Below are 26,392 nucleotides of genomic sequence, written 5' to 3' on the forward strand. Positions count from 1 at the left end.
GAATTACGCCATGATGCCGCAGATTTCGAGCATCATCGAGAGACGACTGCTGATCAATTACCGCGTCGAGCCGGAGGTGGTGGCGGACCTGCTGCCCGCGCCGCTACGACCGCATCTGGCGAACGACTGGGCGGTCGCGGGGATCTGTCTCGTCCGGCTCGGTCAGGTGCGTCCGGTCGGGCTGCCGAGCGCCGTCGGGGTGCGCAGCGAGAATGCCGCGCATCGGATCGCCGTCGAATGGGACGGTCCGGACGGGGTCGAGAGCGGTGTCTATATTCCGCGCCGGGACAGCGGATCGTCGTTGAATGTGGCACTCGGCGGGCGGTTGTTCCCCGGAGTGCACAGCTTCGCCCGCTTCGAGGTCGTAGAGAGCGAACGCGATCTGCACGTCGCCTATACGACCCGCGACAATTCGACCCAGGTCAGCGTGGATGTACGCACCGTAGACGAATTCGGCGGCAGCATGCTGTTCCCCGATCTGACCGCCGCTTCGGATTTCTTCCGCGAGAGCAGCATCGGTTACTCCGCCAGCCGCGACAGCAGCCGGCTCGACGGACTCGAGTTGTCCACCAACGCCTGGCAGGTCCGCCCGGCGCACACCCACGCCGTCCGGTCGACCTTCTTCGACGACACCACCCGATTCCCCAGCGGCAGTGCGACTCTCGACTGCACCCTGCTCATGCGTGATGTGCCGGCCACCTGGAACGTCACCGAGCCTATGCGGTTGCCGGCGATGGCCTGAGCCGCCTAAGGCGTGATCCGGTTGCCGTCCGAACTGAAGCTGCCGGAAAAGCGTTGGGAGAAGCCGGGTTCGGGTCGCCACATGCGTAAGGTGCCCTGATCCAGGCTCATCCGATAGGCGCGGCTGACGCCGCGTGAATCGTTATAGGCCTTACTCATGTGAACGTGGCGCGCGACCCGAAATCATCGGTCGTTCGCGCCGTTGACAAAGCGGAACAGCGCTCCGTATATTAATACGGAGCAACGTTCCGCTTCACTGCGGCCAGCGCTGACTCTGCTGAAACCCGCACGTACCGAACGGAATCGGCGGCGGATATCGAACGGAAAGACGCATCATGAGTGAGATCAACCTCGGCGAGACGCCTGTCCTCTCGGTCAGTCCGATCACGCTGCCGAGTCCCGGTCGGCCCGTGGACCTGCAACTGCGCGTGTCCGCGCCGACGGCCGGCGGTGACCTGCCGCTCGTTCTGCTCTCGCACGGCCAGGGGCACTCGAACAATCTCTCTTCATTGAACGGCTACGCTCCCGTCGTCAATTTCTGGGCGGCGCACGGGTTCGTCGTTATCCAGCCCACCCACCTGAGTTCTTCGACATTGAAGTTGGCTCCCAATACCCCTGGGGCACCGATGTATTGGCGGTCACGAGCCGAGGATATGACGCGCATCCTCGACCAGCTCGACGTGCTCGAATCGGCCGTGCCGCAACTCGCCGGACGCTTGGACCGTGGCAAGGTCGCGGTTGCCGGGCACTCGATGGGCGGGCACACCGCGAGCCTGCTGCTGGGTGCGCGGCTCACCGATCCGGACGACGGAACCGAGGTGAACCTCGCCGAGCCGCGCATCACGGCGGGTGTGCTGCTGGCCGCGCCCGGCAGGGGCGGCGACGCCCTCACCGAGTTCGTCGCGCAGAACTATTCGTTCTTCGCCACCACCGACTTCGCCAAGATGACGACGCCCACGCTCGTGGTCGCCGGCGACCAGGACGCTTCGGCGCACCTGACCGTTAACGGTCCGGACTGGCACACCGACCCATACTTCCTCGCCCCCGGCCCGAAGTCCCTGCTCACCCTCTTCGACGCGGAGCACGGGCTCGGCGGGATCTCGGGCTACGACGTCGCCGAGACCACCGACGAGAATCCCGCGCGAGTGGCCGCGGTCCAGCGGCTCACCTGGGCCTACCTCCGCAGCCAGTTCTTCCCGGGCGATTCCGCGTGGCAGGCCGCGCAGGACGCGCTGACGGCGGGCGCCGACCCGCTCGGCCGGGTCGAAACGAAGTAAGCCGAAGAGGCGTCCTCCGAATACCGCGAAACACTGTGCGATGCATGCTGATCCGATTATGTCGGCGGGTACCGCTAGCCTGCTGACATGGTCGGAATGGACTCGGCGCTGCGCCGGCTGACGCGCGATGCGGGCAAGCTGCTACTGCCCTATGGTTTCGAGGGCTCGGAGGGCCTGTGGGTGCGGGAGGTGCCGGGCGGTCTGGCGTCCGTCGGGCGCACTCGAACGCAACGCACCTGGACCGACGGGCAGCAGGTGCTGCGGTTCGGGTTGTGCCTGAGCGCGACACCGCTCGCCTGGTGGGAGTTCCGTAACTGGCGCAACGCACAGCTGGGTCTGCCCCTGGTGCCGATCGAGCAGGCGAGCGGTCCCGGCCTGCTCAACGAACGCGGCCTGCCGGAGAACCTGACCGAGCCGTGGTCCCTGCGCGGCCTACCCGGCGGACATGCGCTGCAAGACGATGTCGACACCATCCGCGCCGAGCTACCCAAGCGCGTGCACACCTACGCGCGCCGGGCCCTTCGACTACTGGAACCCGACGGATACCTCGATGAGCTGCTGGCCGATCCGGACCCGCAGTTCGCGACCTTGGAGGCGATCGTCGTCCTGCTCGCCGATCGTGGACCAGGACCGGAACTCGACGACGCGGTCACGCAACTCCGGGCCTGCCTCACGGACCCGGACACGTCGAACTACGTCGAGACCCTCATCGAATACGCCCAGGGGCGGGCCGCACTGGTGTGAGCAGATACGTTCGCGGCCTTGCCAAGAGGTTGCCGGAACGGCGCATCCCCACCCCTTCCCCTCCCAACATATAGCGCACCCCGGGACTTGCCGCAAGACCCGGGCGGTACGGCATACTCGTCCGCCGTAGCCAGAACCTGCGTAAATGGGAGTTTTCGATTGACCGACACCGACGTAATCATCGTGGGCGCTGGCCCGAGTGGCCTGATGCTGGCCGGTGAGCTGCGCCTTGCCGGAGTGCGTTCGCTGGTACTGGAACGGCAGTCGCAGCGACGCGACACCCCGAAGGCCAGCGGCATCGGCGGGCGAATCCTGGACCTGCTGCGCTACCGCGGCCTGCTCGACCGGTTCGAGGCGGTCAGCAGCGATCCGCACCTCGCGCCCCGATTCCCGTTCGGCAACATCTATTTGGACTTCACCCGGATGGCGGACGCGCCGATGCACACGTTGCCGATCCCGCAGCGGGAGATCGAGCGCCTGCTCGACGAGCACGCCCGCGAACTCGGCGCCGAGATCCGGCGCGGGCACGAGGTGGTCGGGGTGCGCCAGGACCAGAACACCGTGACCGCGGACGTGCGCGGACCGGACGGAACCCATCAGGTGACCGCCCGCTACCTGGTCGGCTGCGACGGCGGACGCAGCCGGATCCGCGAGCTGGCCGCGATCCCCTTCCCCGGCACCACCTATCCGGAGGTCAACCGGCTGGCCCAGGTCACCGTGCCCGATGCGGTGACGGTGCTCGATAACGGCGACATCGAGGTGCCCGGGTTGGGCCGGATCCATTCGGGTTTCACCCGGACCGACCGCGGCGTGTTCGCGTTCGCGATCACCGACGGCGTGTGGTCCATGCAGACCACCGAGGACGAGTCCACCGAATACGACGACGATGAACCGCTGACCCTCGCCGAGGTGGCGGCCAGCGCGCGCCGGGTGCTCGGCGCGGACCTGCCGCTGGGCGAGCCGATTCGACTCTCGCGCTACACCTTCAAGGATCGGCAGGTCGAGCGGTACCGGGACGGGCGGATCATGCTGGCCGGCGACGCGGCCCACCTGTTCCCCGCGACCGGCACGGCGCTCAATGTCGGCATGCTCGACACGGTCAACCTGGCCTGGAAGCTGGGCGCGGAGATCAACGGCTGGGCGCCGGACGGACTGCTGGACACCTATCACGACGAACGCCACTTCGCCGGCGCCCGCGCAATGCTGCAAACGCGAGCGCAGGTGGCATTGCGGCGCGGCGACGATCTGGCCGCCGACGCGCTGCGGCAGGTGTTCCAGGAACTGGTCAGCGACGAGCCTGCCTTGCGGCGCATGGGCGAGCTGGTCGGCCACGCCGATATCCGTTATCCGATGCCCGGTTCCGAGCACCACGCGTTGACCGGCACGTTCGCGCCCGATCTCACCCTGCACTCGGACGCGGGCGTCACCAGTGTCGCGGAACTCCTGCGGGCCGCCCGGCCCGTGCTGCTCGACCTCGCGGATCGTCCGGAGTTTCTGGAGATCGCTCGTGACTGGCAAGACCGGGTCGACATCCGCACCGCGAAGACCGGTGACCGCCCGGCCGACGCGCTATTGATCCGGCCGGATGCGCATATCGCTTGGGCCGCATCCATCGACGAACCGGTCGAGACCGCGGCACAGACACTGCGTGCGGCGCTCACGCACTGGTTCGGGGCTTAAGCCGAGTCGCGGCCGCACCCAGCCTGTCCCGGGGCGGTCGCGGCACCGGCGGACGGCTTGCCCATCACGCCCAGCCGGGCTCCGGTGCGGCCTCGATCTCCTCGCCGACGCGCGCCAGCACGTCGATCTGGGCCGGGTTGTAGAGGTCGTTCACCGCGACTTCCGCCGTCTGCCAGGCATAACGCGCACCTCTGGGCGCATCGACATACGGGTTCAGCAGGTTCGGATGTTTGGTGAGCATCGTCCGGACCTGCGGCACCATCCGTGCGGCCAGGTTGCGACGGGTCGTCGCGTCGGCGTCCGCGGGCAGGTTGTCGAACTCGACGGCCGCGGGATCTGCTTTGTAGGTCTGGAGCATCTCGATATACGCGTCGATGCCCGAGGGACCGAGTACGCGTGCCAGTACGACGACGAACGCACGATCGGCGTCGGACAGGTCCGCGTGCGCGGCGGCCTGCGCCAGTGCGGGCGGCAGGTCGGTCGGTGCGGCCTGCTGAAGGGTCTGCGCCAGCTCGACCCGAATGCGTTGCATGCGTTCGATGCTCGCCGCGAGTTCGGCGTCCAAGGCGCGCAGCGCCTGTTCGGGATGCTCGGCGGCCTCGCCCATCTCGGAGATCTGGGCCAGCGAGAACCCGAGATCGGTGAGGCGTTTGATCCGCAGCAACCGCACCAGATGCGCGACGCCGTAACTCTTGTAGCCGTTCGACCGCCGTTCGGGCTCGTTGAGCAGCCCGACCTCGTGATAGTGCCGTACCGCCCGCACGCTCGTGCCGGCGAGATCGGCGAGCTGACGAGTACTCCACGCCACGACTGCCCCCTCAGGAATCGAAGTTGCCCGCACAAAGGTGCCGACATCCACTCCAGTCAAAACTATGCCGCTGCGGCATGGTCAACTGGCCGCTACGTCAACCTTCGCGCGGCTACGTGGGTCGCGCTCATTTGGCGTCCCAGTAGCACTCCACGATCGCCGTCGTGAACGGAAAACGCACCGGCGTGGGCCCGAACGCGATGCGGCCCGCGTTGTCGGCCGCGGTGGCGATCATCTCCGCGACCTGCTCGGCCTCCTCGGCCGGGCAGTGCACGATGACCTCGTCGTGCTGGAAGAAGACGAGTTCGGCGCGAAGACCGGCGGAGTGCATCGCGTGGCGCAGGCCCGCCAGCACCAGCAGGGCCCAGTCGGCGGCGCTGCCCTGCACCACGAAGTTTCGGGTGAAGCGGCCGCGAGCGCGTGCCGCGGCGGTGCCGTAGCGGACTTCTTCCTGCGGTAAGTCCGCCTCGTCGGGCAGTCCGGCGGTGACCGGGGTGCAGGTGCGGCCCATCCAGGTGCGGACCAGACGTCCCTCCTCACCGGCGTGCGCAGCGTCGTCGACGTACGCGATCGCGGCCGGATAGCGGCGGCGGAGTTCGGCCATGTGGGTGAGGGCGTCGCCGGAGGTCTGGCCGTAAATTGCGCCGAGCAGGGCGATTTTGGCTTGGTCGCGGTCGCCGCCGAAAGCGCGGGCGGCCAGGTCCGCGTACAGGTCGTCGCCGCGGCCGGCGACTTCCATCAGTCCGGGGTCGCGGGAGACCGCAGCCAGCACTCGCGGTTCCATTTGGTCGGCGTCGGCGACGACCAGGGACCAGCCGGGGTCCGCCCGGATGGCTTGCCGGATCACCTTCGGGATCTGGAGTGCGCCACCGCCATTGGTGGTCCAGCGGCCGGTCACCGTTCCGCCGGGCAGGTATTCGGGCCGGAAGCGGCCCTCGTGCACCCACTGTTCGAGCCAGGCCCAGCCGTTGGCGGTGTGCAGGCGGTAGAGCGATTTGTAGGCCAGCAGCGGTTTGACCGCCGGGTGATCGATCTTTTGCAGCTCCCATTTTCGGGTGGAGGACAACAGGATGCCGGCCCGGCCGAAGGCTTTGATGATGTCTTGCGGCAGGTCGGCCCGGACTCGCACGCCGAGCGCCCTCGACACCTCGTCGGCCAATTCCGCCATCTTGCGCGGTTCCGAGCTGCCGGGGAAGCGATCGCCCAGCATCTTGTCCAGCAGTTCGCGATGCACGTCCGCGCGCCAAGGGATCCCGGCCAGCTGCATCTCCGTGGCCACCAGCATGCCCGCCGACTCGGAGGCGACGAGCAACCGCATTCGGTCGGGGTATTCGGTCTTCGCCGTGCGCGCTATCTGCCCCGCGTAAACCTCCAGCAGGGCGGTGAATTCGTCGGTGCCGTTCGGCAGCGGGACCGGGCCGGACTCGAACAGCGACGGCTGGGTCTCGGCGGCCCGGGCGGGTGCGTCCAGCGGGACGGGCAGGTTGTGCAGTCGCGCCCAGGCTGCCGCCAACGAGCGCGGCTGACCCGACTGCCCCTCCTCGTGACCGATCAGCAGGGACTCCGCGGTCTGCACGTCATAGCAGCGGCCGACCCGCACCCCCGCCGCGAGCAAGGTCCGGTAGATCTCCGCCGTCGACCGCCAGACCCACCGATCGACCTCCGGACGCGAGCGCACCGCCTCGGCCAGCGACGGCTCGTGCAGCACCGGCCCCGCCGGGTGACCGTCCTGATCGAGCGGACACAGACGCGCACCTCCCTCGCCCGCTTCGGCCACCGCCCATCTCATGCCCCAGAGTCTGGCATCGAGGACCGACATATCCGCTCGACCGCGCGCCGGAGTCGCGATTCGGCCGCGGCGGACCACTCACCAGGCCGGTCGGCCGCCGATCGGGACGTTGACGAAGCTCGGTTCGTTCGGGTCGAGCAGTAGGTGCTGAGGTTTGAGCTGACTGTCGACCAGCATCGGCGTCAGCGGCAGCCCCTTCGGGAGATTGCTGGCGAAGACGTCCACGCGTAGCCGGTGGCCGGGCTGAAGTACCGCATCGGTCGGTGTGAGGCCGATGTCCAGGGTGGTCGGTGCGCCGGGGACGATCGGCTGGCGGCTGTCGAGGGTCAATCGCAGGTAGGGGGCGGTCAAGTCACCGTTCGGCGACCGGACGCTTTTGTCGGGATCGATGGCGCGTAGTGAGGCGGTGAGTTGTCCGGTGGCCAGGACGGTCGAGCGGCCGTCGGGCGCGACGTCGTTCACGGTGGCGCTCCAGTAGCCGTCGGCGGCGTCGAGGACCGTGTTGAGGTGGACGTTGACCGGGCCGGAGACCAGTGTCGGTTCGGCGACGGGCGGGCTGGTGAAGGTCAGTCCGTTGAGTTCATGCGGCCGTGCGTCTTTCGCACAGCCGGACAGGATCGAGGCGGCGCCGGCGGTCACCACCGCGGCATCGTTGGCGCACAAGCTCGTCACACCCGGTGCGACGGTCAGCTGCCCCGGCGTGAAATCGCTTGCTGTGGTGAGACTTCCGTCATACACGCTGGTGTCAGCGGTGCCGCTCGATGCGGCGCTGAGATACATGCGCTGGTATTCGACACCGGCGCGCGGGAATTGGCCGGTGGTGGTCCAACCGCCGCCCAGCTGCTTGCTGGTGACCGGGCCGTAGTTATCGATGCCGTTGTCGATGCCCTCGAGCCACTTGTCGAACCACGCCCGCTGTAGGACATCCAGTCGCGGCGGAAAGCCCGGTTCGCCGAAGTCCGCGCCGACATTGATGTGATAGGCGTTGTCCATCAGCAGCTGCTTCTGCCCCGGTGGCAGCGGGATCTGCTGGTAGATAAAGGGTTCGGTGTTGGTGAACACGTCGTGCCAGCCGCCGACGACGAAGGTCGGCGTGTGGATGCGGTCCGGGTGCGAGAGGATGCCGTCGCGCAGCGGACTGTGCTCGCCGAGCAGGGCGCGCACGCTGTCCGGAAACTGGTCGACGTCGGTCACGGCCAGTGCGCCGATCAGCATGTCGAAGAACGTCATCGGACTGGCAACGCGGTCCGCCAGCCACTTCCAGTCGAACCGTCCCTGCACGGCGGACAGCAGGTCCGGCATCAGTTTGAGGCCGTTGACCCCGACCAGCCAGGCCGGCACGAAACCGACCTGCAACCCACCGCCGGGCGCGAGGATGTCGCGCAGCAGATCGCTGCCCGGCACCACCGGGAAGATCGCTTTCAGCGCGGGCGGTTGCTTGTCGGCGGCCTGGATCTGATTGACCGCGGAGTAGGAGACGCCGCTCATCCCGATATCGCCGGTGGACCAGGGCTGGCCGGTGGTCCAGTCGATCACCTCGACGGTGTCCTGCTGTTCGCGTGCGCCGAAGAATTCCATGACGCCCTGGGAGAATCCGGTACCGCGCACGTCGACGACCACCTGGGTGTAACCGGACTTGATCAGGTTGCGGTCGACGGTCAGGTTCCGCGGCAGGCCGGTGCCCCAGGCCTTGGTGATGTCGGTCAGACCGTCGAAAGGTGTTCCGGTGAGGTCGAAGTCGCGAAACAGTTGCAGCAGCGCGTCGCCGATCACCGGGACCGCCATCGCCGAATCCAGCACGTTCCACACCAGTTTGGTGTATGGCGTGAGGTTGACGATGGTCGGTGTCGGTTCGGTGATCGGCGCGCCCGCCGCATCGGCGGGGCGATAGATGTTGGCTTTCAACACCGTTCCGTCGCTCATCGTGATGGGCACGTCCCAGTCGATGTGCACGTTCGGATAACGCGGCGGTTCCCGGTAGGTCGAGTCCCACGCCAAACCCGCCGCACCTGCGTCCGGATCAGCCTGTGCCACAGGTGAATACGGCGTGACCATGAACAGTGCCGCAGATACCGTCAGCAGTATCCGAAGCGCGAAAAGCGGGTGTACGCGCATCCCGTCACCCTATGTGTGCCACGTCACCATCCACCAGGACCGAGTCGGGCCGACACCACCGGCGAATCGAGCGCTACGGTCACTGCAGTCGCATCCGCAGCGCAGTATCGGGCGCCCGCGACCAACGGCCGTGCCACACTGCGCGCCCCTTGCTCAGCCGTCTTTCTGACGCCAGGGCGTTAGAGGCTCATCGCTGGTTCTCGCACCAAAGGCTCCGGCAGGGCGTCGGCGTGAATGATGCGCAGGTTGCTGACGGCTCGGGTGAGTGCGACGTAAAGGCGTTGCAGGCCTCGTCGTTCCGCGTCGGCGATGCGGGCGGGTTCGATGACCAGGACGGTGTCGAACTCGAGGCCTTTGGCGAGGGTGACCGGGACCAGGGTCAGGCGGGCGTCGTTGTCGTCGTCGACGCCCAGGATGACATGCGGTAATCCGTTGGCCGACAGGGCTTTATGTAGTTCTGCAATGTCGCGTTCGGCGGCGATCAGTCCGACTGATCCTTCTTCGATCAACGCGGCGGCACATGCGCCAAGCACCGTCTCGGTGATGTCTTCCGGTGCGGCTCTGGTGATTTGGAGGGCGTCGACGGACTGTCGGTACGACGCGGGGCCGCGCAGTTCAGGCGCGATGTAGGGCAGCAGGCGAGCGGCGAAGTCGATGACCTGGGCGGGGACGCGGTAGCCGCGGGTGAGTTCCTCGATCTGCCCGTCCGGCCGCCCGAGGTGGGTGAGGACCGCGGCCCAGTCTTCGGCGGCGGACGGGCTGGTGGCCTGGGCTAGATCACCGAGAACCGTGCAGGCACCGGCGACGCGACGACCGATCGCGCGGATTTGCATCGGACTGAGATCTTGAGCTTCGTCGACGACGATGTGGCCGAGTTTCGCCGGACGTTCGATCAGCCCCGAGGCCTCATCGATGAGGGCGAGGTCAGAGCTGGACCAGGTCATCGTTTTCACGCTGCGCGGGCGCGGATTACCGAGGATGGCCTGTTGCTCGTCGGCAGACAGGATGCCGTCGGCCGCACGGGCAAGTTCATCGGGATCGGTGAGAATTTCGAAAACCACTCGGACAGCGTCGGTTTCGGGCCACATCTGCTGGACCGCGCGGACGATCGCCCGGTTCCGGCTGAGCTGACGCAGCGTGCTCGTACTCGCCGGATTACCGCTGCGTTCCATCTGACGCAGCACGAGCAGGGCCAGGCGCTGGGCGAGCAACTCGATGCCACTGCGGTAGTCGGTCCCCCGGTCGCGCACCTCGGCGAGCTCGTCGGCAATCTCCTCGGGATACAGGTGCCACGTGCGCTGCAAATGCTTCACCTGCACCGAATCCTCGAGCGGCCCGATGCGCGAAAAAAGGTGCCGCCGAAGGACTTCGGCCATCCGCGCGTCACCCTTGATCCGCTCGGTCCGTGGATCTTCGGCCCGCGTGACGTCGACGCCCGAGCTGGTGAGTTCATCGATCGTAGTCTGCAAGACCTCCACTTCACCGAGGGCAGGCAGCACGTTGCGGACGTACGCGAGGAACGACCGGTTCGGCCCGATCACCGCGACCCCGCCCTCCCGCTGCAACCGATCCCGCTCGGTGAACAGCAGATACGCCAGCCGATGCAGGCCGACGGCCGTCTTCCCAGTGCCGGGCGCACCCTGGACACACAGCGTGCGATCCAACGGAGAACGCACCAGGCTCATCTGTTCGGGCTGGATCGTCGCCACGATGTCGCGCATCGGACCCTTGCGCGGTCGTTCGATCTCCGCCGCCAGCAGGTCACTCGCGTCGGCCCGCGCGAACCGGGAGTCCAAGGATTCGTCCTCGAAGGCAGTCAACTCGCCGTGATGATCGAAACCGAACCGGCGGCGCACCCGCACCTGCATCGAATCCTGTTGGCTCGCTTCGTAAAAGGCACGCGACAGCGGGGCGCGCCAGTCGATGACCATGAGCTCGCCTGCCTCGTCGCTGACCCCGCGACGCCCGACGTAGACGCGATCACTGTCGGGCGCGGACGAAGGCGCACCGAGATCCCGGACCGTGTCGTAGACGTCGCCCAACGGGAAGTCCAGACGTCCGAAGAACAACGGCACATCGTCGAGTCCGGACAGCTCCTTGATCTGCCGCTGGTGGAACTGCCGGGCGGCGAAGTTCTGCATCTTGTCGAAGACATCGCCCTCACCCCGGCCGGTGGCCAGCGCGGAAACCGCCTCTTCGCGCATGCGTGCCAGCGCCGCGCGGCAGGCACTCAGGTAATCGCGTTCGGCCCGAATCTCGGGCTCGACGTGGTCGTGATCAGTGTTCTGCATGGTCGCGTCAACCCCCACCTCGGTAGTCAGATATCTTAACTCGGTCAATTATATGTCCAAGTCAAATTATTTACGGAATCGGATTTCGCTACGCTGGCCTCATGGAAGAACCCGGGTTGCGCGAGCGCAAGAAGAGCCGCACGCGGCAGGCGATCGTGGACGCGGCCTTCGCGCTGTTCCAGGAGTCGGGGTTCGACGGTGTGTCGGTCGCCGACATCGCGGCCGCGGCCGAGGTATCCAAGCCCACGCTGTTCGCGTACTTCCCTACGAAGGAAGATCTGGTGCTGCGCCGGTTCATCGGCGGCGGGCGGGGGTCCGCGGTCGTGGTCCGGGAACGCCCGGCCGGCACGTCCGCGCTGCGTGCGCTCCGGCAGAACTTTCTCGATCTACTCGCTCAGCGTGATCCGCTCACCGGACTCAACGACACCCCGGAAGCCGTCACGTTCCACCACCTGCTGTATTCGACGCCCGCGCTGATGGCGCATCTGGCCGGATACATGGTCGCCCAGGAGCAGGATCTCGCCGACGCGCTGCGCACCACCGTCGAGCCGAACGACGAATTCCTCGCGCATCTTGTTGCGGCACAGGTGTTCAGCGCACAGCGGATTCTCACGTATCACAACGCCCAGGCGATACGCTCCGGCCGGAGCGCCGACGAAATCTACCCTACGGCGGTGGCGCGGGCCGAGACCGCCTTCGGTCTTTTGGCGGCCGGACTGGCCGCAGGTCACTGACGGCGGACTAACCCACGTGCCCGGCGAAGTAATCGTTGACGAGCCGGCCGGCGTATTCGGCATTCAGCGCGCTGGGCCGAAAGAGTAAGCGGTACATCATCGGAGCGACCACGCGGTCGAGGATGTCCTCGGGATCGGGCGTCGCTTCGCCGCGATCGCCGGCCCGCGCGAGGATGGCCGCGATCTGTTCCGCGGCGTAGTCCGAGCACTGCCCGGCATTCGACCCGTCGGGATCACCGAGCAGCGCGTCGCGAATGTAGGCGCGCCCAGGCGGCGAGTTCATCTCGTCCAGGAACTGCTCGGCCCACGCGGTCAGGTCGTCGGCCAGGGTGCCGTGATCTTCCGGTTCGGTTTCCGGACGGAGTCGTTCGACCGCTACGTCGGAGAGCAACTCGCGCAGGTCGCCCCAACGCCGGTAGATCGTCGACGGGGTGACGCCGGCGCGGGTGGCGATCAACGGAACGGTCAGACCGTCGCGTCCGATCTCGGCCATCAGCTCGTGTGTGGCCGAGTGGACCGCCTGTTGGACGCGCGCGCTTCGCCCTCCGGGACGGACCATCGGCTTACGACTCATGTTGTCACCCTAAATCGCGTCCAACTGTGGTGACGAGATCTGACTCTTCGTAGGCACGCCCGACTCGCAGCAGAGTCGCTTCGCCGAAGGGATGTCCGAGGAGTTGCATGCCGATCGGTAGGCCCGCGCTGTCATTGCCGACCGGCAGTGACAGCGCGGGAACTCCGGTGATGTTACCGGGCGAATTGAGGCGGACGTAAGCGTCGGCGACGGCTTCGGTGGTGCCGTCTGGCCAGGTCACCGTTTCTTGACCGACCGGAACGGCGGTGATCGGAACCGATGGTGCCGCAACAACATCCACGCTCTCCAGCATGCTTGCCCATGCGCGGCGGAGCAGGGTTCGGGCACGTTGCGCGCGTAGATAATCGCCGGCGGACAACAGCTCACCCGCCTCCAGCAGAACGCGGACACCATCGCCGTATTGGTCGCCGGTCGTGGGCAGAGTCTGTTCGTGGGCGGCGCTGGCTTCCGGGACCATCAGCCCCCACTGGATGGCCTGGAAGTATCGGCTCATGGGGATGTCGACATCGACAAGTTGAGCGCCCAGATCGCGCAGGTGCTCGATGGCTCGGTGGACCGCAGCCGATATCTCGGGGTCGACGCGGTCGAAGTAGTAGTTGGTCGGTATGCCGACCCGCAGTCGGGTCAGGTCGGCCGGGGCGTCGAGGTCTTCGGCGGGCGTCGGCACCGATGCCGGATCGCGGGAGTCGTACCCGGACAACGCATTCAGCACCAGACCGGCGTCGGCGACGGTTCGCGTGATCGGGCCGACGTGGTCCAGCGACCAGGACAGTGGGACCACGCCGTGCCGGGAGATCCGTCCGTAGGTCGGCTTGAGTCCGACGACGCCGTTGAGTGCCGCGGGGACCCGGATGGACCCGCCGGTGTCGGTGCCCACCGCGAACGTCGCCGCTCCGGATGCCACGGCGACGGCTGATCCGCCGCTGGATCCACCCGCGACGCGAGTGGGGTTGCGCGCGTTGCGGGTCTGCGGAGTGGTCAGACCGTAGGCGAATTCGTGGGTGTGCGTCTTGCCCAGCAGGGCCGCGCCGGCGGCGGCCAGACGAGCGGCGACGGCACTGTCGGACTCGGCGCGGTGGGTCTCGCGCACGCGCGAACTGGCCGTGGTCCCGAGACCGGCGACATCGATCAAGTCCTTGAGCCCCATGGGAATTCCGTGCAGTGGGCCTCGGTAGTGTCCAGCAGCGATTTCACGTTCGGCCGCGCGCGCTGCGCCGCGGGCTCGATCCGCGGTCATCGTGACGTATGCGCCCAACCGCGGTTGCACCTGCTCGGCCCGGCGCAGCACCGCATCGACCAATTCGACCGGCGAGATCTCGCCGGCGCGGATCGCCGTCGCGGCCGCGGTGATGGTCAGCTCATGCGGTTTCATCGTGGCCTTCCTGCGCGCGGTAGACCGCGGCGGGTGCGATGTCGTCGAAATCGAGTTCCCGCAGCGCCGAGACGACGGAGTGGATGTGCTCGGCGGTGGCGGCCAGGCCGGCGTGACGCTCGGCCGGCAACACCAGTCCCGCGCGAGCGGACCAGCGGGCCGCCTCGGACGGGGTCAGCGGATGTGTGGACATGGCACCTCTCAGCCGTCGGACGCACAAAAGCGAATAGTTTGCGTTAACGCCAGACTAGGAGCTACCGTCGCTTAACGCAAACGAATAGCTTTTACCTCGCAGCCGAAGGAAATCCCATGCCCACAGCGACCGCCCCCACCTGGACTGTCGGCGACCTCACCGTCCACCGCATCGACGAGATCGCGCTGCCCCCGCACACCGGAGCCTGGCTGCTCCCCTCCGCCACTCCCGACGTGGTCACCGAACAGCCTTGGCTGCAACCGCATTTCGCCGACACCGACGGCACGCTGAACCTGCACAGCCAGACCTTCGCCGTGACGATCGACGGACTGCGCATCCTCGTCGACACCGGCATCGGCAACGGCAAGACCCGGGCGAACCCGGCCTGGAACAACCTCGACACCGATTACCTCCAGCGCCTCGGCGCGGCCGGCTACGCCCCGGAATCCGTCGATGTCGTCGTGCTGACCCATCTGCACACCGACCACGTCGGCTGGAACACCCACTGGCACAACGACACCTGGGCGCCGACCTTCCCCAACGCTCGCTACCTCACGGCACGCGCCGAATGGCAGTTCTGGGCTGAGTACGACATGGACGAGGCCCGCCGGCAGATGTTCGACGACTCCGTCCACCCCATCAACGACGCCGGACTCCTGGACATCCTCGACGTCCCCGACCACGGCCTCGATGTCGTCCCCGGCCTGCGCCTCCTCCCCACCCCCGGCCACACACCAGGCCACCTCGCCGTCCAACTCGGCGACCGCGACGCGCTGATCACCGGCGACTGCATCCACCATCCCGTCCAATTCACCGACCCCACCATCGGCAGCTGTGTCGACATCGATCCTCGCCTGGCCGAAGCCTCCCGCCGCGACCTACTCCAATCCCTCACCGACACCGACACTCTCATCCTCGGCACCCACTTCCCCGCTCCCACAGCGGGTCTCGTCGTCGGCGACGAAACCGGCTACCGGCTCGTCCCGTCCGGAAGCGCGTTGAAGGCCTGATCGGTTCGCGCGCACCGGACTCCGACCAGCCGGCGACCAGTTCCAGCAGCTTTCACCGATTCCTTTTCTAGTAAACAAGTTTCATGACGCAATCGGGGTGCGTGGCGGACGGTGGCGGTGCGAGGAAAGCCCACCACCATCGCGCCTCGTCGCCGGGTCGGGCGTCAGTGCTGGCAGAGCCATTCGGTGCCGTAGTGCGCGGCGTTGTCGCCGGTGAGGTGGACCCAGCGGCCGTCGCCTTCACACGGGGCGCCCTCGACTCGGGCGGTATCTTGCGGGGTGGTCGTCGGGGTTTCGACCGGCGGAGTGGTTTCCGGGCCCGCCCCGTGGTTCGGGTTGGTGCAGATCGTGCCTTCGCACGGCACCCAGGTGCCGTCGCCGTTCGGGCTGGGGATGGCGTTGGGACCGACGTAGCTACCCAGCGGACAACCCGGATCCTGGTTCTTGGCGCAGTATTCCGGGCTCAGGTTGTTGTTGGTCGAGCCGTCCGCGCCGCGCTGCTGACTGGTCGTCGGCTGCTGCGGAGCGGGACTCACCGCCGGCGCCGTCGTGGTGGTCGGCGCCGCTGACGTGGTCGTCGTCGCCTTCACACTGGTAGTACTCGGTGCAGGCTTGGAATCATCCGAACACGCGGCGGCGCCGAAAACTGCCACCACCCCGATCAGGACTGCCAACGTACGTTTCATATCCCAGCCTCTCGATTGACCACGAACTCGTTACCGGCTACCGCCGGGCGATCAACGGATGCCATCGCGGAGACAAGTCTCAAGGGGTGCCCTCGCGACACGGCGCATTACGGCCTGCGACGGTGTGTCCCCGCCGTCTCTAACTTTCGACAGAGAGACAACTACCGCTGCAAGTTGATGTGCCGGGCGGGCCCTAGCGGCAACACTGGAGCGCACGCCGCGCCAACGGGCCGGCGATGAGGCTCTACCAGCGAGGAGTGGATCAGATGGCGCAGCAGGAATGGCACGGGACGGTGGTCAAGAAATCGCGTGGCCTGCTCGACGGGGCTAACCTTTATCGTCGCCTGGTGGTGCAACTCGACGATGGGAGCACGGTGAAGGTACGGGTCGATCGGGCACTGTGGGATTCGCTCGACGCGGGCGACTCGGTGACCAAACGCAGCGGCGCAGATCCTGTCAAAGACTGATGACGGTCACGGTGCTGGTCGCCGACGATCAAGCATTGGTGCGTACCGGGCTTCGGATGATTCTGGAGACCAGGGACGATATCGAGGTCGTCGGCGAGGCCGAGAACGGCGCGGAGGCAGTCCGTTTGGCGGCGCAGACCTTGCCCGACATCGTCCTGATGGATCTCCGGATGCCGGGTGTCGACGGCGTCCAGGCAACTCAGCAATTGACCACCGCCGAGCATCGCCCATCGGTAATCGTGTTGACCACCTTCGACGAGGATGAATTGCTGTACGCGGCATTGCGGGCGGGTGCAGGCGGATTTCTGTTGAAGGACGCGCGGCCGGCCGAATTGGTCGAGGCCATCCGGGTGGTGGCCGGCGGCGAAGCCCTCCTCGCGCCACGGGTGACGCGGCGCCTGCTGGACCGATTCGTCGCCGAGGTCCACCCGGAACCCGTCGCGACACCGCACCTGGCCGAGCTGACGAACCGCGAGATCGAGGTGCTCACGTTGATCGCGCAGGCGGCCTCCAATGCCGAGATCGCGGCGAAACTCGACGTCACCGAAGGCACCGTGAAAACCCATGTCTCGGCCATTCTGCGCAAACTCGGACTCCGCGATCGGGTGCAGGCGGTGGTCCTCGCCTACGACCTCGGCCTGGTCCGGCCCAAATCGCCCGGGGGTTCGTGAACTCGCCCGCCCGATCCCGGACGCGCTGATCGGTGAGGCTTCCGCGGCTCCGCAGGCCCGGTAGCGTCGGCAACGTGCCGGATCTGTTCGAGACTCGACTGTCACGGCGTTGGCGGGTGCTGCTGGTCGCGTGCACACTCGCCACGGTCGCGCCGATGCTGCTCATCCCGCAGCCCGCACTCACCTCGGCCGGTCGCTTCGCCGCGATCGCGCTGGCGGTCTGCCAGGTCGCGGTCGTCTGGTGGATGGACCGCAGGCCACTGGTAGTCACCTTGGTCTCGCTGTTCGTCGGCGCGACCCCGGAATTGATGCACCTGCAATTGGGGCCGGGCGTCGCCTTGATCGTGCTGACGACGCTCTCCTGGTTGCGCCCGGCCCGAATTTCGCTGTGGGGACTCGGCGCGGCGGTCGCGCTCTTCACGGCCGCGCTCGGTGCCACCGACCGGTGGTTGCCTGCGCTGCTGTGGTCCGGCGCGGCGGCGCTGGCATGGAGTTGGGGTGCGCTCGGCCGAGCCAGATCGGCCCGGCGCGAGTCCGAGGCGCGCCGCATGGTGTTGCAGGAGCGGGCGCGGATCACCCGCGAACTCCACGACGTGCTCGCCCACACCGTGTCGCTGATGGTGCTCCAGGCCGCGGCCGCCAACGACGTCTTCGACACACATCCGGCCAAGGCGAAACTGGCCATCGAAGCGGTCGAGGAGGTCGGCAGGCAAGCCCTCGACGAGGTGCGCAGGCTGCTCGGGGTGATCGGTGACGATCGCGATCATTCCGCGTCCTCGCCCGATCTCGACGACCTGGACCGACTGGCCGAGACCATATCGAAGGCAGGCGTCGAGGTGACCGTGCACCGGCACGGAAGCATCGATGTCGCGTCGGTGGTCGCGGAATCCGCGTATCGGATCGTGCAGGAATCCCTGACCAATGTCTTGCGTCATGCCGGTGCGAAACAAGCAGACGTCGACATCCGAGTCGTCGGTGGACAACTCGCCGTGACGATCACCGACACCGGCGGCGGTGGTGACCGGCATGATCACGGCGGTGGTCGCGGACTCGACGGAATGCGCCAGCGCACAACGCAATTGGGTGGCCGGCTAGAGGCGGGACCGGCACCGGACGGCGGCTTCCGAGTCGCGGCGTGGCTACCGGCCCACGGGCACCGATAACGCACGCCGCGAGTCGGTGGACGCGATCAGTGCGCGCCGACCGGGAATCCGGTTACCAGTGCGGCGATCTGGGGCCACTCCTTGCCGATCAGGCCGACGAAGTCGCCGTCGGTGAGCGTGTTGTACGGGCTGTCGATCTTGCAACCCGCCTGCGCGGGAACGCCGTTCATCCGGTCGATGATGAACCGATACCCCTTCGGCAACCAGCCGATGATGCCGGAGATGTGCTCCGCCAAGAACTCTCGCGTGTAGGTGATGCTCGCGCCGGGATCCTGGCAGTACTGGTTCACCACCCGATCGACGCCCGCGTTGGGGATCAGTTCGTCGCTCTGTGCGTGGTACAGATACATCGGAACATGCGGGGTCCGCTTGCCGAGTTCCTGGGCGTTGATTGCAGCGCTGACCTGCGGAAGGTCAAGTGGGTCACCGGATCCGGTGAACGACCCCAGGTAGTTCCAGTACGGGAACAGCACCGAACCCTGTGGGTGGCAGATGAAGCTCTTGAACGTCATCATGAACCGCCCGAACCAGTCGTACTGGCTGTCCAGCACGTTCTGGACCTCGGGGTATTCGGTGGCGAAACCATGCATCGCCGGGCCGATCAGCCCGGCCCCGTAGTTGAAGTTGTTGAACCGCAGCACGCCCTTCAGGTCCGCGGTGGCGATGCCGCCCATCGTCACGCCGACGATATTGATCTCCGGGGCATAGGTGTCGTGATTCTCGGCGACCCAGCCGGTCGGAATGGTGCCGCCGGAGTAGCCCATCAGTCCGACGGGTGTCGCCGGGCCCGCGGTCAGTTGCAACGGTGCGAAATTCTCGGCCGCGCGGATGCCGTCCAAGGTCGCCTGACCGCCCAGGACCGCCGCGCCCCACGCGGAGTTCGGGCCTTGGTAGTCGGTGATCGCTACCGCCCACCCCTGGGAGACGCCCAACGCGATACCCAGCGACGTCTCGGCCGAGTTGACGTAGTCGGCCGGTATCGAACCCTGTTGCGCCACATACGACATCGCGCAGTACTGCGCGGTGGAATCCTCGGCGACCTGATACGACAGCAGCTTCAGCCCGCCCTCCGGAGCGGGACCGCGTGGCTTGATCAAGGTGGTCACGGTGGCGACCGCGTTGCCGTGGCTGTCGTTCGTCCGGAACAGCACCTGCCATGCGTCGATATTGAACGGCGCCACCGACAGCAGGGCGGGCGTGATCTGGCGGGCCTTGATGATCCCGCCGGGTTCGGTCGCGGCGATCACGTCCGCGGGCGCCTTGTAGAACGGGTCCAGCTCGGGCGGCAGTACCAGCACCGGCAATGGCTGGATCGGGACGTCGTTCGCCGGCGCCGCGGCCGCCATCCCGGCGCCCGTCGCGGCACTGACCAGCAGGATCGTTGCGACGCCGACCAGGACCGTGGCTCGACGCCAGGTCCTTGCCGCAGCACCCGAGGTTGTTCCACTCTTCATTGAGATCCCTTCCACCTTCGGGCGCTCCTACGCGCCCGGCCCAGCCATCCAGCTATCTGAAAATTCGCGTTACCAGTACGCGGTGTCACACTAACTCAGAAGTGGCGGCTTTCATAGTCCTGATCTGGAACGACCCAGGTCACAGTCCGCACGGGTGGTGCCAGCACTACCGGAAAGAGAGGGGTCTGCCGGATAGCGGGGCTACCCCGATTTCTCATACCGTGACTGCGTCCGCAACAGAAGGGAATCGTCTTGCGCATCCGGGTATGGGATCGATCGTTGGCCACCGTGGTGGTCACCGGAGCAGTAGTCGCCGCGATCGCGACGTCATGCAGTTCCACGGGAACGGATCGAGTCGAGCCCGTCGCCACCGATGCCGATCGGGCGAAAATCATTGAGGCCCTGAATAATTTGGTCTCGGTGGACCACCTGCCCGGCGTTCAGATCGTGGTCACCGATCACGGTCAGGCCTGGACCGCGAAGGCGGGGTTGGGCAACCGCGAGCAAGGCACGCCGTTCCCGGACGACGCCCGAGTCCGAATCGCCAGTAACACAAAGGTATTCGTATCGACCGTCATGCTGCAATTGGTGGGCGAGGGCAAGGTCGATCTCGACGGTCCGGTGGAACGGTATCTGCCGGGCGTCGTGCACGGCCCGGGTATCGACGGAAACCGGATCACGATCCGAAACCTATTGCAGCACAACAGCGGAATTCCCGAATACGCGGCCGAGTTCGGCACGACGCCCAAACCCGGCCAGATTTCGACGCACAACGAGCAAGTCCGCTGGGGGAGAACGGATATCGCCGAGGTGGTGCGCAACGCGCTCACCGCCCCCGCCGATTTCGAACCCGGCACCCAGTGGGCATACTCCAACACCAACTACGCCCTCGCCGGCATGGTGATCGAGAAGATCACCGGAAACTCGCTCGGCGCGGAGATCACCCACCGCATCATCGAGCCGCTCGGCCTGCACGGCACCTACTACCCGGACCCGGACGAAACCGAGATCCGCGGCCCACACCCCCGCGGCTACGCCGAGATCGACGGCGCCCTGGTCGATTACACCGACCAGAACGTCACCTCGGCCGGTGCGGCCGGCGCGATGGTCTCCACCGGCGCCGACCTCAACCAGTTCTTCACCGCCCTCCTCGCCGGAAAACTGCTACCACCCGCCCAACTGGCCGAGCTGAAAACCACCGTCCCCCTCCCGGTTACGGGACCGCCCGCCGGCTACGGCCTCGGCATCATGCACACCCAACTCCCCTGCGGCAAAGACAGCTGGGGCCACGGCGGCGACATCGACGGCTTCGAAACCCGCGGCGGCGTAACCCCCGACGGCCGCTCCGTCACCGTAATCGCCAACCAGGTCCCCACCACCCCAGAACCCACCCGCAACATCAACCAACTAGTAGAAACCGCCCTCTGCGCCCCAAACTGAACCCAGCTCCCGAGATCGACTGGCAGCCAACCGAATACCACCGAGACTGGTACGTTCGTCTCCAAGAGGCGCGGACCAGGGGGAATTGGTGAACGAGAGTTCTGTGATCACTCTCTACGAATATCAGCTGGCAATGCTGCATCCGATGTGCGACAGCGCCCCCGCTTCGGCGGAGGCGCTGCTCCGCACGCTCGGCGTCACGCGCGCCGACACAGCGGCCGCCGAGCAACGGCGTCAAGCGCATCGGATCACCTCGATCGCCGAATTCATAACCGGCTGGGGCGCACCGGACTCGACGAATATCGACTATCACGGTGGACGTGAATTCCGGTACGCCCGATGGGATCTGTCGTTCTGGCCAGGACTCCAGGTCGAGTTGACCGAAATCCCACACGCTCGCATACTTTTCCGTCGATTCGTCCGTCACCCACAGCATCCACGACCGCGGTTGGAATCCCTCTCCGACCTGACACCATGGTCCTGCACCCATAGCGAGCTATCGGACAGCGGCTTCGCTCCGCTCGACCATGTCGACGGAATAGGCGCCATCGGCGACGTCTCCGCCTTCTCCGCGATCGACCCCGCGACAGGGCAAAGAGGCGACTACTGGGCGTATTTCGATTGGAGTTTGTTGCAGGGGGTTGAGTTGCGGGCGACTGGGATTTGACGCTTGGGGAGGGTGGGTCCGGTACCGTTCGGGCCATGTCCGAGCACCATCGCGCGCAGGCTGGGGATGTCGGTGCCTATACGTGGGAGATCGTGGGGCGGGGGGTGGAGGGGGAATCGGTGGTCGATGGGGGTATCGGTGAGCTGGGGTTTCCGGATCCCTGCACCGGTCGTACCTGCGGTAATCACATCGAGGTCGGGACGGCGGTGCTCGATCGGGTCGCGGCGGACATCATGGTCGACTATCGGAACGCCGTGCTGGATGCGCGTCTAGACGAGGAGCCGGATCCCGTCCCGCCCTTGGAGCAGCTGACCCTGGTCGTGCGAGACGGTGAGGGAGTCGAAAAGCTTTCGACCACAGCGGCTTTGACCTATCCCGTGATCACGGTCGAGGACTTCGACACCTATCGTAAGCAGCTCGAGCTGGCCGAGAAACACGAGCAGCGGCGGCGTGAACGGCGCGACAAGGCCATTGCCGCCGGCACCTCGGCTCCGCGATCGGCGCCGGCCGATCCCCGCCTCGGCACCCTCATTCTCAATCTTCGCGTCGAGGCCGAGACCGTGCGCGAGGAGGTCCCCGACCCGGACCATTGCCGGGAGCAACTCGCGCTCGCCCAGAACACCGTGCAGGCCGCCACCGAAGCGGCGGCCCGCGCGCGGCGAGACGGTTCCCCGGCCGAGATCGAACACGCCAACGCCTTCGTCGCCCGCTGGACGCCGCGGATCGACCGCTGGGCCGCCTTCCTCGAACTGACCACCGAGGCATATGCCGACGCGGACGCCGTCGACTCCCTCGCCGACCGCATCAGCCTGCAACCTCCGTCCGACCGATAGTCGCAGATCACACCCCTCCGCAGAACGAAAATCCGCCGCCCGTGTTTGACGCCCGCACAACCGGGAATCGCGGTGCTACCTACAGCGCCCATCTACCGGAGGCTTCGAAATGGCACAGTCGCGCACCGCCACCCAACCCGCTCTCATCGACAACATGCACGGCGCGCTGCTGGCCGTCCTGCTGATGGTGACGATCGGCGCATTCGGCCTCTTCTGCGCACTCACCGCCGCCTTCCCGTACTGACCCGCTACCGCCGCCACCGGTGACAGACGCGGATCCCCAGTGGTGGTTCGACCCGAACACCGCGGGCAGTGGTTCGGCAGATGTCGCTTTGCGCGACGCAAGCGGCCAGCTCGAGACAGCGCCGCTCGCCAGGACTGAGAAACGGAAAGTCCGCCGGACGCGCCAGCGCCGACCAATCGCGAATGAACGCGACGGTCACCTGCTCACCACCCAGTTCCACGGACTCGATGCTGATGTGCTGGTCGAGGAACCGCTTCCCGATCAGGTCCGCACCGTCCAGCAGATGAATAGCCGCGCGATCGGCGATCGAATCGGCGATCAACGCACCGCCTTCGAGCAACTCACGTAATTGTTCGGCGGTATATCTCTCGGTCATTCGCCCTCCCCTGCGCGGCCGGTGACCACCCATGCGAACTGCCGCCCCCTCGGTCGGCAGCCCCCGCACCGACACCCTCATGGTCCGGCGCGGGTGCGCGGGACTGCTTGGACAAACCTGCTACGAATCGACGCTGAACTGCATGTCACTGGTCAGGATCGCCGGGGACATGCCGAAGGTCTTGTTGCACACGCGAGTGAAATGCGCGCCGTCGAAGAACCCGGCGGTGTGCGCGGCATCGGTCAGGTTGTGCCCGAGCGCGATCTGATCGATCGCCCGGCACATCCGCAACCAGCGCACATACGGCCGGAACGCGAGCCCGATCTCCTCGGCGAACAAATGCGCCAGCCGGCTTTCGGACAGTCCGACCGTGCCGGCCACCTCCCGTAACCGAACCTGCCCTTCCTCGATCCGCTCGGGTAGCAACCGCAGCGCCGAGGCCAGCGCGGGATGCCGCATGGGCCGCACCGTCGATCGCGCATACGGCAACCCGTCGGCCCACCATTCGCCTTCGCCGAGCCGGGCGGCCAGTGCGTCCCCCGCGGCCACCCACGCGTCCGCAGAGTACGGCCGCGCGACGGTCCGGCTCAATGCGGCAGCATCATCGGATTCGGCGGCCAGGTGGACCATTTCGCCCGCCACCACCCCCTGCACCACCGCATGTGCGACATCGGCCGGAATCACCGCCGCCCGGCACGTGACCCGCGCCCCCGCCGCATCCGCCACGATGAACTCACCACATCGGGCAATCAATACTTGAACCGAATGGTGAGCGTGCATCTTCGCCTCGGACAGTCCGCCCCGATAAGACAAAACACCGGGCCGAATAGTCATTTCGCCAAAACATGACAAAGCGTCATCCCCCCTTGAACGAATTCCTAAGTGCCGCACTCACATAGGGACCTCACGTCGAGCCACCCCCGTGAGCACCTTCAGCGTACTCCTTAGACCAGCGTTGTCGGCCGCGCCGGAATTGGGGATGCGCGGCCGATCACGACGGTCAGCGCGCGCTGCCGAGGTGCTGATCGTCCGCTTGCCCGGAGAGCACGGTGGTGGTCTCGATGATCTGCTGGAAGCGGCCGTCGGCGGCGAATTCGGCGAACACCAGAACCTCGAGCGCAGCTGTGCTGCCGTCGATCTTGTTGACGTGGACGGTGTGCCGATCGGCGTAGCGGTCGCCGTCGATCAGTTCGTCGTGCACCTCGACGTGACCGTCGGCAAGGACGCCGCGCAGGTGGGTGATGTGCTCGGCGAATTCCGTGCGGTCGCTCCACGCGCCGTCGGTGCGCTGCCGGTAGTCGTCGGCGAAGTGCCGGGTGACGGCGGCGTCGACGTCGAGCTGCCGGTCGAACAGCAGGTCGTTGAGGGCCGCGGCGATGTTGGTGGTCATGTCTGTCTCCTTCGAATCCTTGCGTGCATCGTGCACGCATATGACAGTACAACAGATGCGTGCTCGATGCACGCTATTCTTTGACCCATGACAGAACAGGGAATCGGCGCGCACGTCGCCGAGGCGATCGCCGAGCTGCTGCGGCGGCGGACTCGCGAGGGAATCTATGCCGAGCTCACCGAGGGTCTCGGCCCCGAGGTAGACGCGGCGACCTACCCGGTACTCAGTGCGCTCGGCCGTTTCGGCCCACGCAGCGCGGCCGCGCTAGCCGCCGAAATCGGCCTGGACCGATCGGTGACCAGCCGGCACGCGACCCGGCTCGAGCGGGCCGACCTGGTGCGACGTTCCCCCGATCCGGACGACGCGCGAGCGACCCTGCTGACCCTGACCGAGGAAGGACAACGCGCGGTCGAGGTGATGCGCGATCGGCTCGCGCGACGGTTCGATCAACACCTGGCCACCTGGCCCGAGGAAGAGGCGCGCGCGTTCGCCGCCGCACTGACCCGCTTCGTCCGCGAGGAACCCTTCGGCTGAACCTGCCTGCCGCTCAGGCGATTACGATCCGGCTGGTACTTTCCCGGACGCGCAATCGGGCAGGCAGCACCACCCGCTGCACCGGGAACTCCGCACCGGCGATCCGCCGCAGCAGCAATTCGGTTGCCTGCCTGCCGATTTCGTAACTGGGCTGCTCGACCAGGGTGATCGGCGGCGCGAACCCCGCCCAGCTCATCTCGTCGAACCCGGCCAGCAGGATGTCTCCGGGGAACGTGACACCGGTATCGGCGAGCGCATGCAACGCACCGGCCATCATCAAGTTGTTGCCGACGAACAACCCGTCGGGCCGGTCCGGCAACGCGAGAATCGCTCGCGCCGCGGCCCGTCCACCTTCGATGCGATAGTCGCCGCGCAGTTCGAGATCCGGGTCGAGTTCGATTCCGGCCTGGCGCAACGCGGCTCGATACCCGCTCAGCCGCCCGGTCGCCGTCGACGCGTCGGACGGTCCGGTGATCATCGCAATCCGCTTGCACCCGGCCGCGATCAGATGGTCGACCGCTTCCTTGGCCGCCTTCTGATTGTTGACGGTCACGCTGTCCACGTCGGCCGAGCGCAGCCGCCGATCGATCGCGACCACCGGAATACCCCGGTCGGTGAGCGTGCCGATCCGGCTGTGCGCGGCCGACGCCGGAGCCAGCACCACCCCTGCCATCCGCTCGGCGGCGGCGACCTCCAGGTAGCGCTGCTCCTTGTCCAGACTCTCATCGGAATTGGCCAGCACCACCGAGTAATCCCGTTCGCTCGCAGCATCTTCCACCCCGCGGGCCAGCGCGGTGAAGAACGGATTCTGGATGTCGGCGATGATCAAACCGAGCACCCTGGTCGCCCGGGTGCGCAACGATCTGGCCTGACTGTTCGGCCGATAGCTGAGCTTCTCGACCGCCGATTGCACTCGCTCGCGCAGTTCCAGCGCGACCCGCGGATCGGCGTTGAGCACCCGCGAGACGGTCGCCGGTGACACCCCGGCCAGGGCCGCGACGTCGCGGATCGTCACCGTCGCCATCAGCGGGCCACCACCCTTCGATCCAGTGCCCGACTCCGCGAGCGTGGGAAAACGATTTCCCACGACGCGGTCGAGAATTGCTGGTGGCAACTGT

27 protein-coding genes and 1 pseudogene are annotated in these 26,392 nt (G+C 66.8%); 14 read left to right on the plus strand and 14 right to left on the minus strand.

Features of this window, described 5'->3' with window-relative positions; all coding sequences use genetic code 11:
* Positions 1-10: 10 nt before the first annotated feature.
* Positions 11-742 carry a DUF2071 domain-containing protein gene (locus AB0M22_RS31035; RefSeq protein ID WP_364734466.1) on the plus strand — a complete coding sequence of 244 codons (732 nt, stop codon included), beginning with the start codon at positions 11-13 and terminating at the stop codon, positions 740-742.
* 5 nt (positions 743-747) lie between these two features.
* Here the strand turns inward: AB0M22_RS31035 and AB0M22_RS31040 are convergent, their stop codons facing one another.
* Positions 748-900: a hypothetical protein gene (locus tag AB0M22_RS31040; protein ID WP_364734468.1), complete on the minus strand. Its 153-nt coding sequence runs from the start codon at positions 898-900 to the stop codon at positions 748-750.
* Positions 901-1,076: 176 nt separating this feature from the next.
* Between AB0M22_RS31040 and AB0M22_RS31045 the strand changes: the two genes are divergently transcribed.
* The 3 genes from AB0M22_RS31045 (at position 1,077) to AB0M22_RS31055 (ending at position 4,442) form a co-directional block, all read left to right on the plus strand.
* Positions 1,077-2,018 carry a chlorophyllase gene (locus AB0M22_RS31045; protein WP_364734470.1) on the plus strand — a complete coding sequence of 314 codons (942 nt, stop codon included), beginning with the start codon at positions 1,077-1,079 and terminating at the stop codon, positions 2,016-2,018.
* Between the two features lie 87 nt (positions 2,019-2,105).
* Positions 2,106-2,762 carry a hypothetical protein gene (locus tag AB0M22_RS31050; RefSeq protein WP_364734472.1) on the plus strand — a complete coding sequence of 219 codons (657 nt, stop codon included), beginning with the start codon at positions 2,106-2,108 and terminating at the stop codon, positions 2,760-2,762.
* Positions 2,763-2,921: 159 nt separating this feature from the next.
* Positions 2,922-4,442, plus strand: a complete 1,521-nt coding sequence (locus tag AB0M22_RS31055) for an FAD-dependent monooxygenase (protein WP_364734474.1) — start codon at positions 2,922-2,924, stop codon at positions 4,440-4,442.
* Between the two features lie 64 nt (positions 4,443-4,506).
* Here AB0M22_RS31055 and AB0M22_RS31060 read toward each other — a convergent pair whose 3' ends face one another.
* The 4 genes from AB0M22_RS31060 to AB0M22_RS31075 form a co-directional block, all read right to left on the minus strand.
* Positions 4,507-5,250, minus strand: a complete 744-nt coding sequence (locus tag AB0M22_RS31060; RefSeq protein WP_364734476.1) for a MerR family transcriptional regulator — start codon at positions 5,248-5,250, stop codon at positions 4,507-4,509.
* A 127-nt stretch (positions 5,251-5,377) separates the two neighbouring features.
* The gene (locus tag AB0M22_RS31065) at positions 5,378-7,039 is read right to left on the minus strand and encodes a bifunctional 3'-5' exonuclease/DNA polymerase (protein ID WP_364734480.1); all 1,662 of its coding nucleotides are present in this window, start codon (positions 7,037-7,039) and stop codon (positions 5,378-5,380) included.
* Positions 7,040-7,117: 78 nt separating this feature from the next.
* On the minus strand, positions 7,118-9,154 hold the full coding sequence (locus AB0M22_RS31070; protein ID WP_364734482.1) for a CocE/NonD family hydrolase: 2,037 nt from the start codon (positions 9,152-9,154) through the stop codon (positions 7,118-7,120).
* Between the two features lie 179 nt (positions 9,155-9,333).
* The gene (locus AB0M22_RS31075) at positions 9,334-11,445 is read right to left on the minus strand and encodes an ATP-binding domain-containing protein (protein WP_364734484.1); all 2,112 of its coding nucleotides are present in this window, start codon (positions 11,443-11,445) and stop codon (positions 9,334-9,336) included.
* Positions 11,446-11,546: 101 nt separating this feature from the next.
* Here AB0M22_RS31075 and AB0M22_RS31080 point away from each other — a divergent pair, with 101 nt between their 5' ends.
* A complete protein-coding gene (locus AB0M22_RS31080; protein WP_364734486.1) occupies positions 11,547-12,179 on the plus strand; it encodes a TetR family transcriptional regulator in 633 nt (210 codons plus the stop codon).
* A 7-nt stretch (positions 12,180-12,186) separates the two neighbouring features.
* Here the strand turns inward: AB0M22_RS31080 and AB0M22_RS31085 are convergent, their stop codons facing one another.
* The 3 genes from AB0M22_RS31085 to AB0M22_RS31095 are packed head-to-tail and all read right to left on the minus strand — an operon-like array spanning position 12,187 to position 14,339.
* A complete protein-coding gene (locus AB0M22_RS31085) occupies positions 12,187-12,753 on the minus strand; it encodes a TetR/AcrR family transcriptional regulator (protein ID WP_364734488.1) in 567 nt (188 codons plus the stop codon).
* 4 nt (positions 12,754-12,757) lie between these two features.
* On the minus strand, positions 12,758-14,146 hold the full coding sequence (locus AB0M22_RS31090) for an amidase (RefSeq protein WP_364734490.1): 1,389 nt from the start codon (positions 14,144-14,146) through the stop codon (positions 12,758-12,760).
* The gene (locus AB0M22_RS31095) at positions 14,133-14,339 is read right to left on the minus strand and encodes a hypothetical protein (RefSeq protein ID WP_364734492.1); all 207 of its coding nucleotides are present in this window, start codon (positions 14,337-14,339) and stop codon (positions 14,133-14,135) included. Before AB0M22_RS31095 ends, AB0M22_RS31090 begins: the two co-directional genes overlap by 14 nt.
* Before the next feature lie 116 nt (positions 14,340-14,455).
* Here AB0M22_RS31095 and AB0M22_RS31100 point away from each other — a divergent pair, with 116 nt between their 5' ends.
* Positions 14,456-15,349, plus strand: a complete 894-nt coding sequence (locus tag AB0M22_RS31100; RefSeq protein ID WP_364734494.1) for an MBL fold metallo-hydrolase — start codon at positions 14,456-14,458, stop codon at positions 15,347-15,349.
* Positions 15,350-15,666: 317 nt separating this feature from the next.
* Here the strand turns inward: AB0M22_RS31100 and AB0M22_RS31105 are convergent.
* A pseudogene (locus AB0M22_RS31105) lies at positions 15,667-15,846 on the minus strand (hypothetical protein); the annotation flags it as partial.
* A 455-nt stretch (positions 15,847-16,301) separates the two neighbouring features.
* On the opposite strand from AB0M22_RS31105, the gene AB0M22_RS31110 reads away from it, so the two are divergent.
* The 3 genes from AB0M22_RS31110 (at position 16,302) to AB0M22_RS31120 (ending at position 18,336) form a co-directional block, all read left to right on the plus strand.
* Positions 16,302-16,502 carry a hypothetical protein gene (locus AB0M22_RS31110; RefSeq protein ID WP_364734496.1) on the plus strand — a complete coding sequence of 67 codons (201 nt, stop codon included), beginning with the start codon at positions 16,302-16,304 and terminating at the stop codon, positions 16,500-16,502.
* The gene (locus AB0M22_RS31115) at positions 16,502-17,173 is read left to right on the plus strand and encodes a response regulator transcription factor (protein WP_364734498.1); all 672 of its coding nucleotides are present in this window, start codon (positions 16,502-16,504) and stop codon (positions 17,171-17,173) included. The genes AB0M22_RS31110 and AB0M22_RS31115 overlap by 1 nt, the downstream gene beginning before the upstream one ends.
* A 74-nt stretch (positions 17,174-17,247) precedes the next feature.
* Positions 17,248-18,336, plus strand: coding sequence for a histidine kinase (locus AB0M22_RS31120; protein WP_364734500.1), 1,089 nt, complete (start codon positions 17,248-17,250; stop codon positions 18,334-18,336).
* Positions 18,337-18,362: 26 nt separating this feature from the next.
* Here the strand turns inward: AB0M22_RS31120 and AB0M22_RS31125 are convergent, their stop codons facing one another.
* Positions 18,363-19,790 carry a lipase family protein gene (locus tag AB0M22_RS31125; RefSeq protein ID WP_364734502.1) on the minus strand — a complete coding sequence of 476 codons (1,428 nt, stop codon included), beginning with the start codon at positions 19,788-19,790 and terminating at the stop codon, positions 18,363-18,365.
* A 252-nt stretch (positions 19,791-20,042) separates the two neighbouring features.
* Here AB0M22_RS31125 and AB0M22_RS31130 point away from each other — a divergent pair, with 252 nt between their 5' ends.
* The 4 genes from AB0M22_RS31130 (at position 20,043) to AB0M22_RS31145 (ending at position 22,974) form a co-directional block, all read left to right on the plus strand.
* On the plus strand, positions 20,043-21,230 hold the full coding sequence (locus tag AB0M22_RS31130) for a serine hydrolase domain-containing protein (RefSeq protein WP_364734504.1): 1,188 nt from the start codon (positions 20,043-20,045) through the stop codon (positions 21,228-21,230).
* 88 nt (positions 21,231-21,318) lie between these two features.
* Positions 21,319-21,897, plus strand: a complete 579-nt coding sequence (locus AB0M22_RS31135) for a hypothetical protein (protein WP_364734506.1) — start codon at positions 21,319-21,321, stop codon at positions 21,895-21,897.
* Between the two features lie 35 nt (positions 21,898-21,932).
* The gene (locus AB0M22_RS31140; protein ID WP_364734508.1) at positions 21,933-22,730 is read left to right on the plus strand and encodes a hypothetical protein; all 798 of its coding nucleotides are present in this window, start codon (positions 21,933-21,935) and stop codon (positions 22,728-22,730) included.
* 109 nt (positions 22,731-22,839) lie between these two features.
* A complete protein-coding gene (locus AB0M22_RS31145) occupies positions 22,840-22,974 on the plus strand; it encodes a hypothetical protein (RefSeq protein WP_364734510.1) in 135 nt (44 codons plus the stop codon).
* A 4-nt stretch (positions 22,975-22,978) separates the two neighbouring features.
* Here the strand turns inward: AB0M22_RS31145 and AB0M22_RS31150 are convergent, their stop codons facing one another.
* The 3 genes from AB0M22_RS31150 to AB0M22_RS31160 all read right to left on the minus strand — a co-directional run bounded on the left by AB0M22_RS31150 (position 22,979) and on the right by AB0M22_RS31160 (position 24,740).
* The gene (locus tag AB0M22_RS31150) at positions 22,979-23,350 is read right to left on the minus strand and encodes a hypothetical protein (protein ID WP_364734512.1); all 372 of its coding nucleotides are present in this window, start codon (positions 23,348-23,350) and stop codon (positions 22,979-22,981) included.
* 120 nt (positions 23,351-23,470) lie between these two features.
* Positions 23,471-24,076, minus strand: coding sequence for a helix-turn-helix transcriptional regulator (locus tag AB0M22_RS31155; protein WP_364734514.1), 606 nt, complete (start codon positions 24,074-24,076; stop codon positions 23,471-23,473).
* Positions 24,077-24,350: 274 nt separating this feature from the next.
* Entirely contained in the window at positions 24,351-24,740 is a 390-nt protein-coding gene (locus tag AB0M22_RS31160) for a nuclear transport factor 2 family protein (RefSeq protein ID WP_364734516.1), read from the minus strand.
* Positions 24,741-24,827: 87 nt separating this feature from the next.
* Between AB0M22_RS31160 and AB0M22_RS31165 the strand changes: the two genes are divergently transcribed.
* The gene (locus AB0M22_RS31165; protein WP_364734518.1) at positions 24,828-25,274 is read left to right on the plus strand and encodes a MarR family transcriptional regulator; all 447 of its coding nucleotides are present in this window, start codon (positions 24,828-24,830) and stop codon (positions 25,272-25,274) included.
* A gap of 13 nt (positions 25,275-25,287) precedes the next feature.
* Here the strand turns inward: AB0M22_RS31165 and AB0M22_RS31170 are convergent, their stop codons facing one another.
* On the minus strand, positions 25,288-26,298 hold the full coding sequence (locus tag AB0M22_RS31170) for a LacI family DNA-binding transcriptional regulator (protein ID WP_364734520.1): 1,011 nt from the start codon (positions 26,296-26,298) through the stop codon (positions 25,288-25,290).
* Positions 26,299-26,392 lie beyond the last annotated feature (94 nt).

The sequence above is a fragment of the Nocardia sp. NPDC051756 genome (genome assembly GCF_040681495.1).
In the GTDB taxonomy this organism is placed as follows: domain Bacteria; phylum Actinomycetota; class Actinomycetes; order Mycobacteriales; family Mycobacteriaceae; genus Nocardia.

Bases quoted from the DNA above. Each gene is read 5' to 3' on its own strand.
- AB0M22_RS31165 (WP_364734518.1), top strand. From the start codon at position 24,828: ATGACAGAACAGGGAATCGGCGCGCACGTCGCCGAGGCGATCGCCGAG.
- AB0M22_RS31170 (WP_364734520.1), bottom strand. From the start codon at position 26,298: ATGGCGACGGTGACGATCCGCGACGTCGCGGCCCTGGCCGGGGTGTCA.
- AB0M22_RS31035 (WP_364734466.1), top strand. From the start codon at position 11: ATGATGCCGCAGATTTCGAGCATCATCGAGAGACGACTGCTGATCAAT.
- AB0M22_RS31085 (WP_364734488.1), bottom strand. From the start codon at position 12,753: ATGAGTCGTAAGCCGATGGTCCGTCCCGGAGGGCGAAGCGCGCGCGTC.
- AB0M22_RS31040 (WP_364734468.1), bottom strand. From the start codon at position 900: ATGAGTAAGGCCTATAACGATTCACGCGGCGTCAGCCGCGCCTATCGG.
- AB0M22_RS31125 (WP_364734502.1), bottom strand. From the start codon at position 19,790: ATGAAGAGTGGAACAACCTCGGGTGCTGCGGCAAGGACCTGGCGTCGA.
- AB0M22_RS31095 (WP_364734492.1), bottom strand. From the start codon at position 14,339: ATGTCCACACATCCGCTGACCCCGTCCGAGGCGGCCCGCTGGTCCGCT.
- AB0M22_RS31065 (WP_364734480.1), bottom strand. From the start codon at position 7,039: ATGAGATGGGCGGTGGCCGAAGCGGGCGAGGGAGGTGCGCGTCTGTGT.
- AB0M22_RS31110 (WP_364734496.1), top strand. From the start codon at position 16,302: ATGGCGCAGCAGGAATGGCACGGGACGGTGGTCAAGAAATCGCGTGGC.
- AB0M22_RS31140 (WP_364734508.1), top strand. From the start codon at position 21,933: ATGTCCGAGCACCATCGCGCGCAGGCTGGGGATGTCGGTGCCTATACG.
- AB0M22_RS31100 (WP_364734494.1), top strand. From the start codon at position 14,456: ATGCCCACAGCGACCGCCCCCACCTGGACTGTCGGCGACCTCACCGTC.
- AB0M22_RS31145 (WP_364734510.1), top strand. From the start codon at position 22,840: ATGGCACAGTCGCGCACCGCCACCCAACCCGCTCTCATCGACAACATG.
- AB0M22_RS31150 (WP_364734512.1), bottom strand. From the start codon at position 23,350: ATGACCGAGAGATATACCGCCGAACAATTACGTGAGTTGCTCGAAGGC.
- AB0M22_RS31045 (WP_364734470.1), top strand. From the start codon at position 1,077: ATGAGTGAGATCAACCTCGGCGAGACGCCTGTCCTCTCGGTCAGTCCG.
- AB0M22_RS31075 (WP_364734484.1), bottom strand. From the start codon at position 11,445: ATGCAGAACACTGATCACGACCACGTCGAGCCCGAGATTCGGGCCGAA.
- AB0M22_RS31080 (WP_364734486.1), top strand. From the start codon at position 11,547: ATGGAAGAACCCGGGTTGCGCGAGCGCAAGAAGAGCCGCACGCGGCAG.
- AB0M22_RS31090 (WP_364734490.1), bottom strand. From the start codon at position 14,146: ATGAAACCGCATGAGCTGACCATCACCGCGGCCGCGACGGCGATCCGC.
- AB0M22_RS31050 (WP_364734472.1), top strand. From the start codon at position 2,106: ATGGTCGGAATGGACTCGGCGCTGCGCCGGCTGACGCGCGATGCGGGC.
- AB0M22_RS31070 (WP_364734482.1), bottom strand. From the start codon at position 9,154: ATGCGCGTACACCCGCTTTTCGCGCTTCGGATACTGCTGACGGTATCT.
- AB0M22_RS31115 (WP_364734498.1), top strand. From the start codon at position 16,502: ATGACGGTCACGGTGCTGGTCGCCGACGATCAAGCATTGGTGCGTACC.
- AB0M22_RS31160 (WP_364734516.1), bottom strand. From the start codon at position 24,740: ATGACCACCAACATCGCCGCGGCCCTCAACGACCTGCTGTTCGACCGG.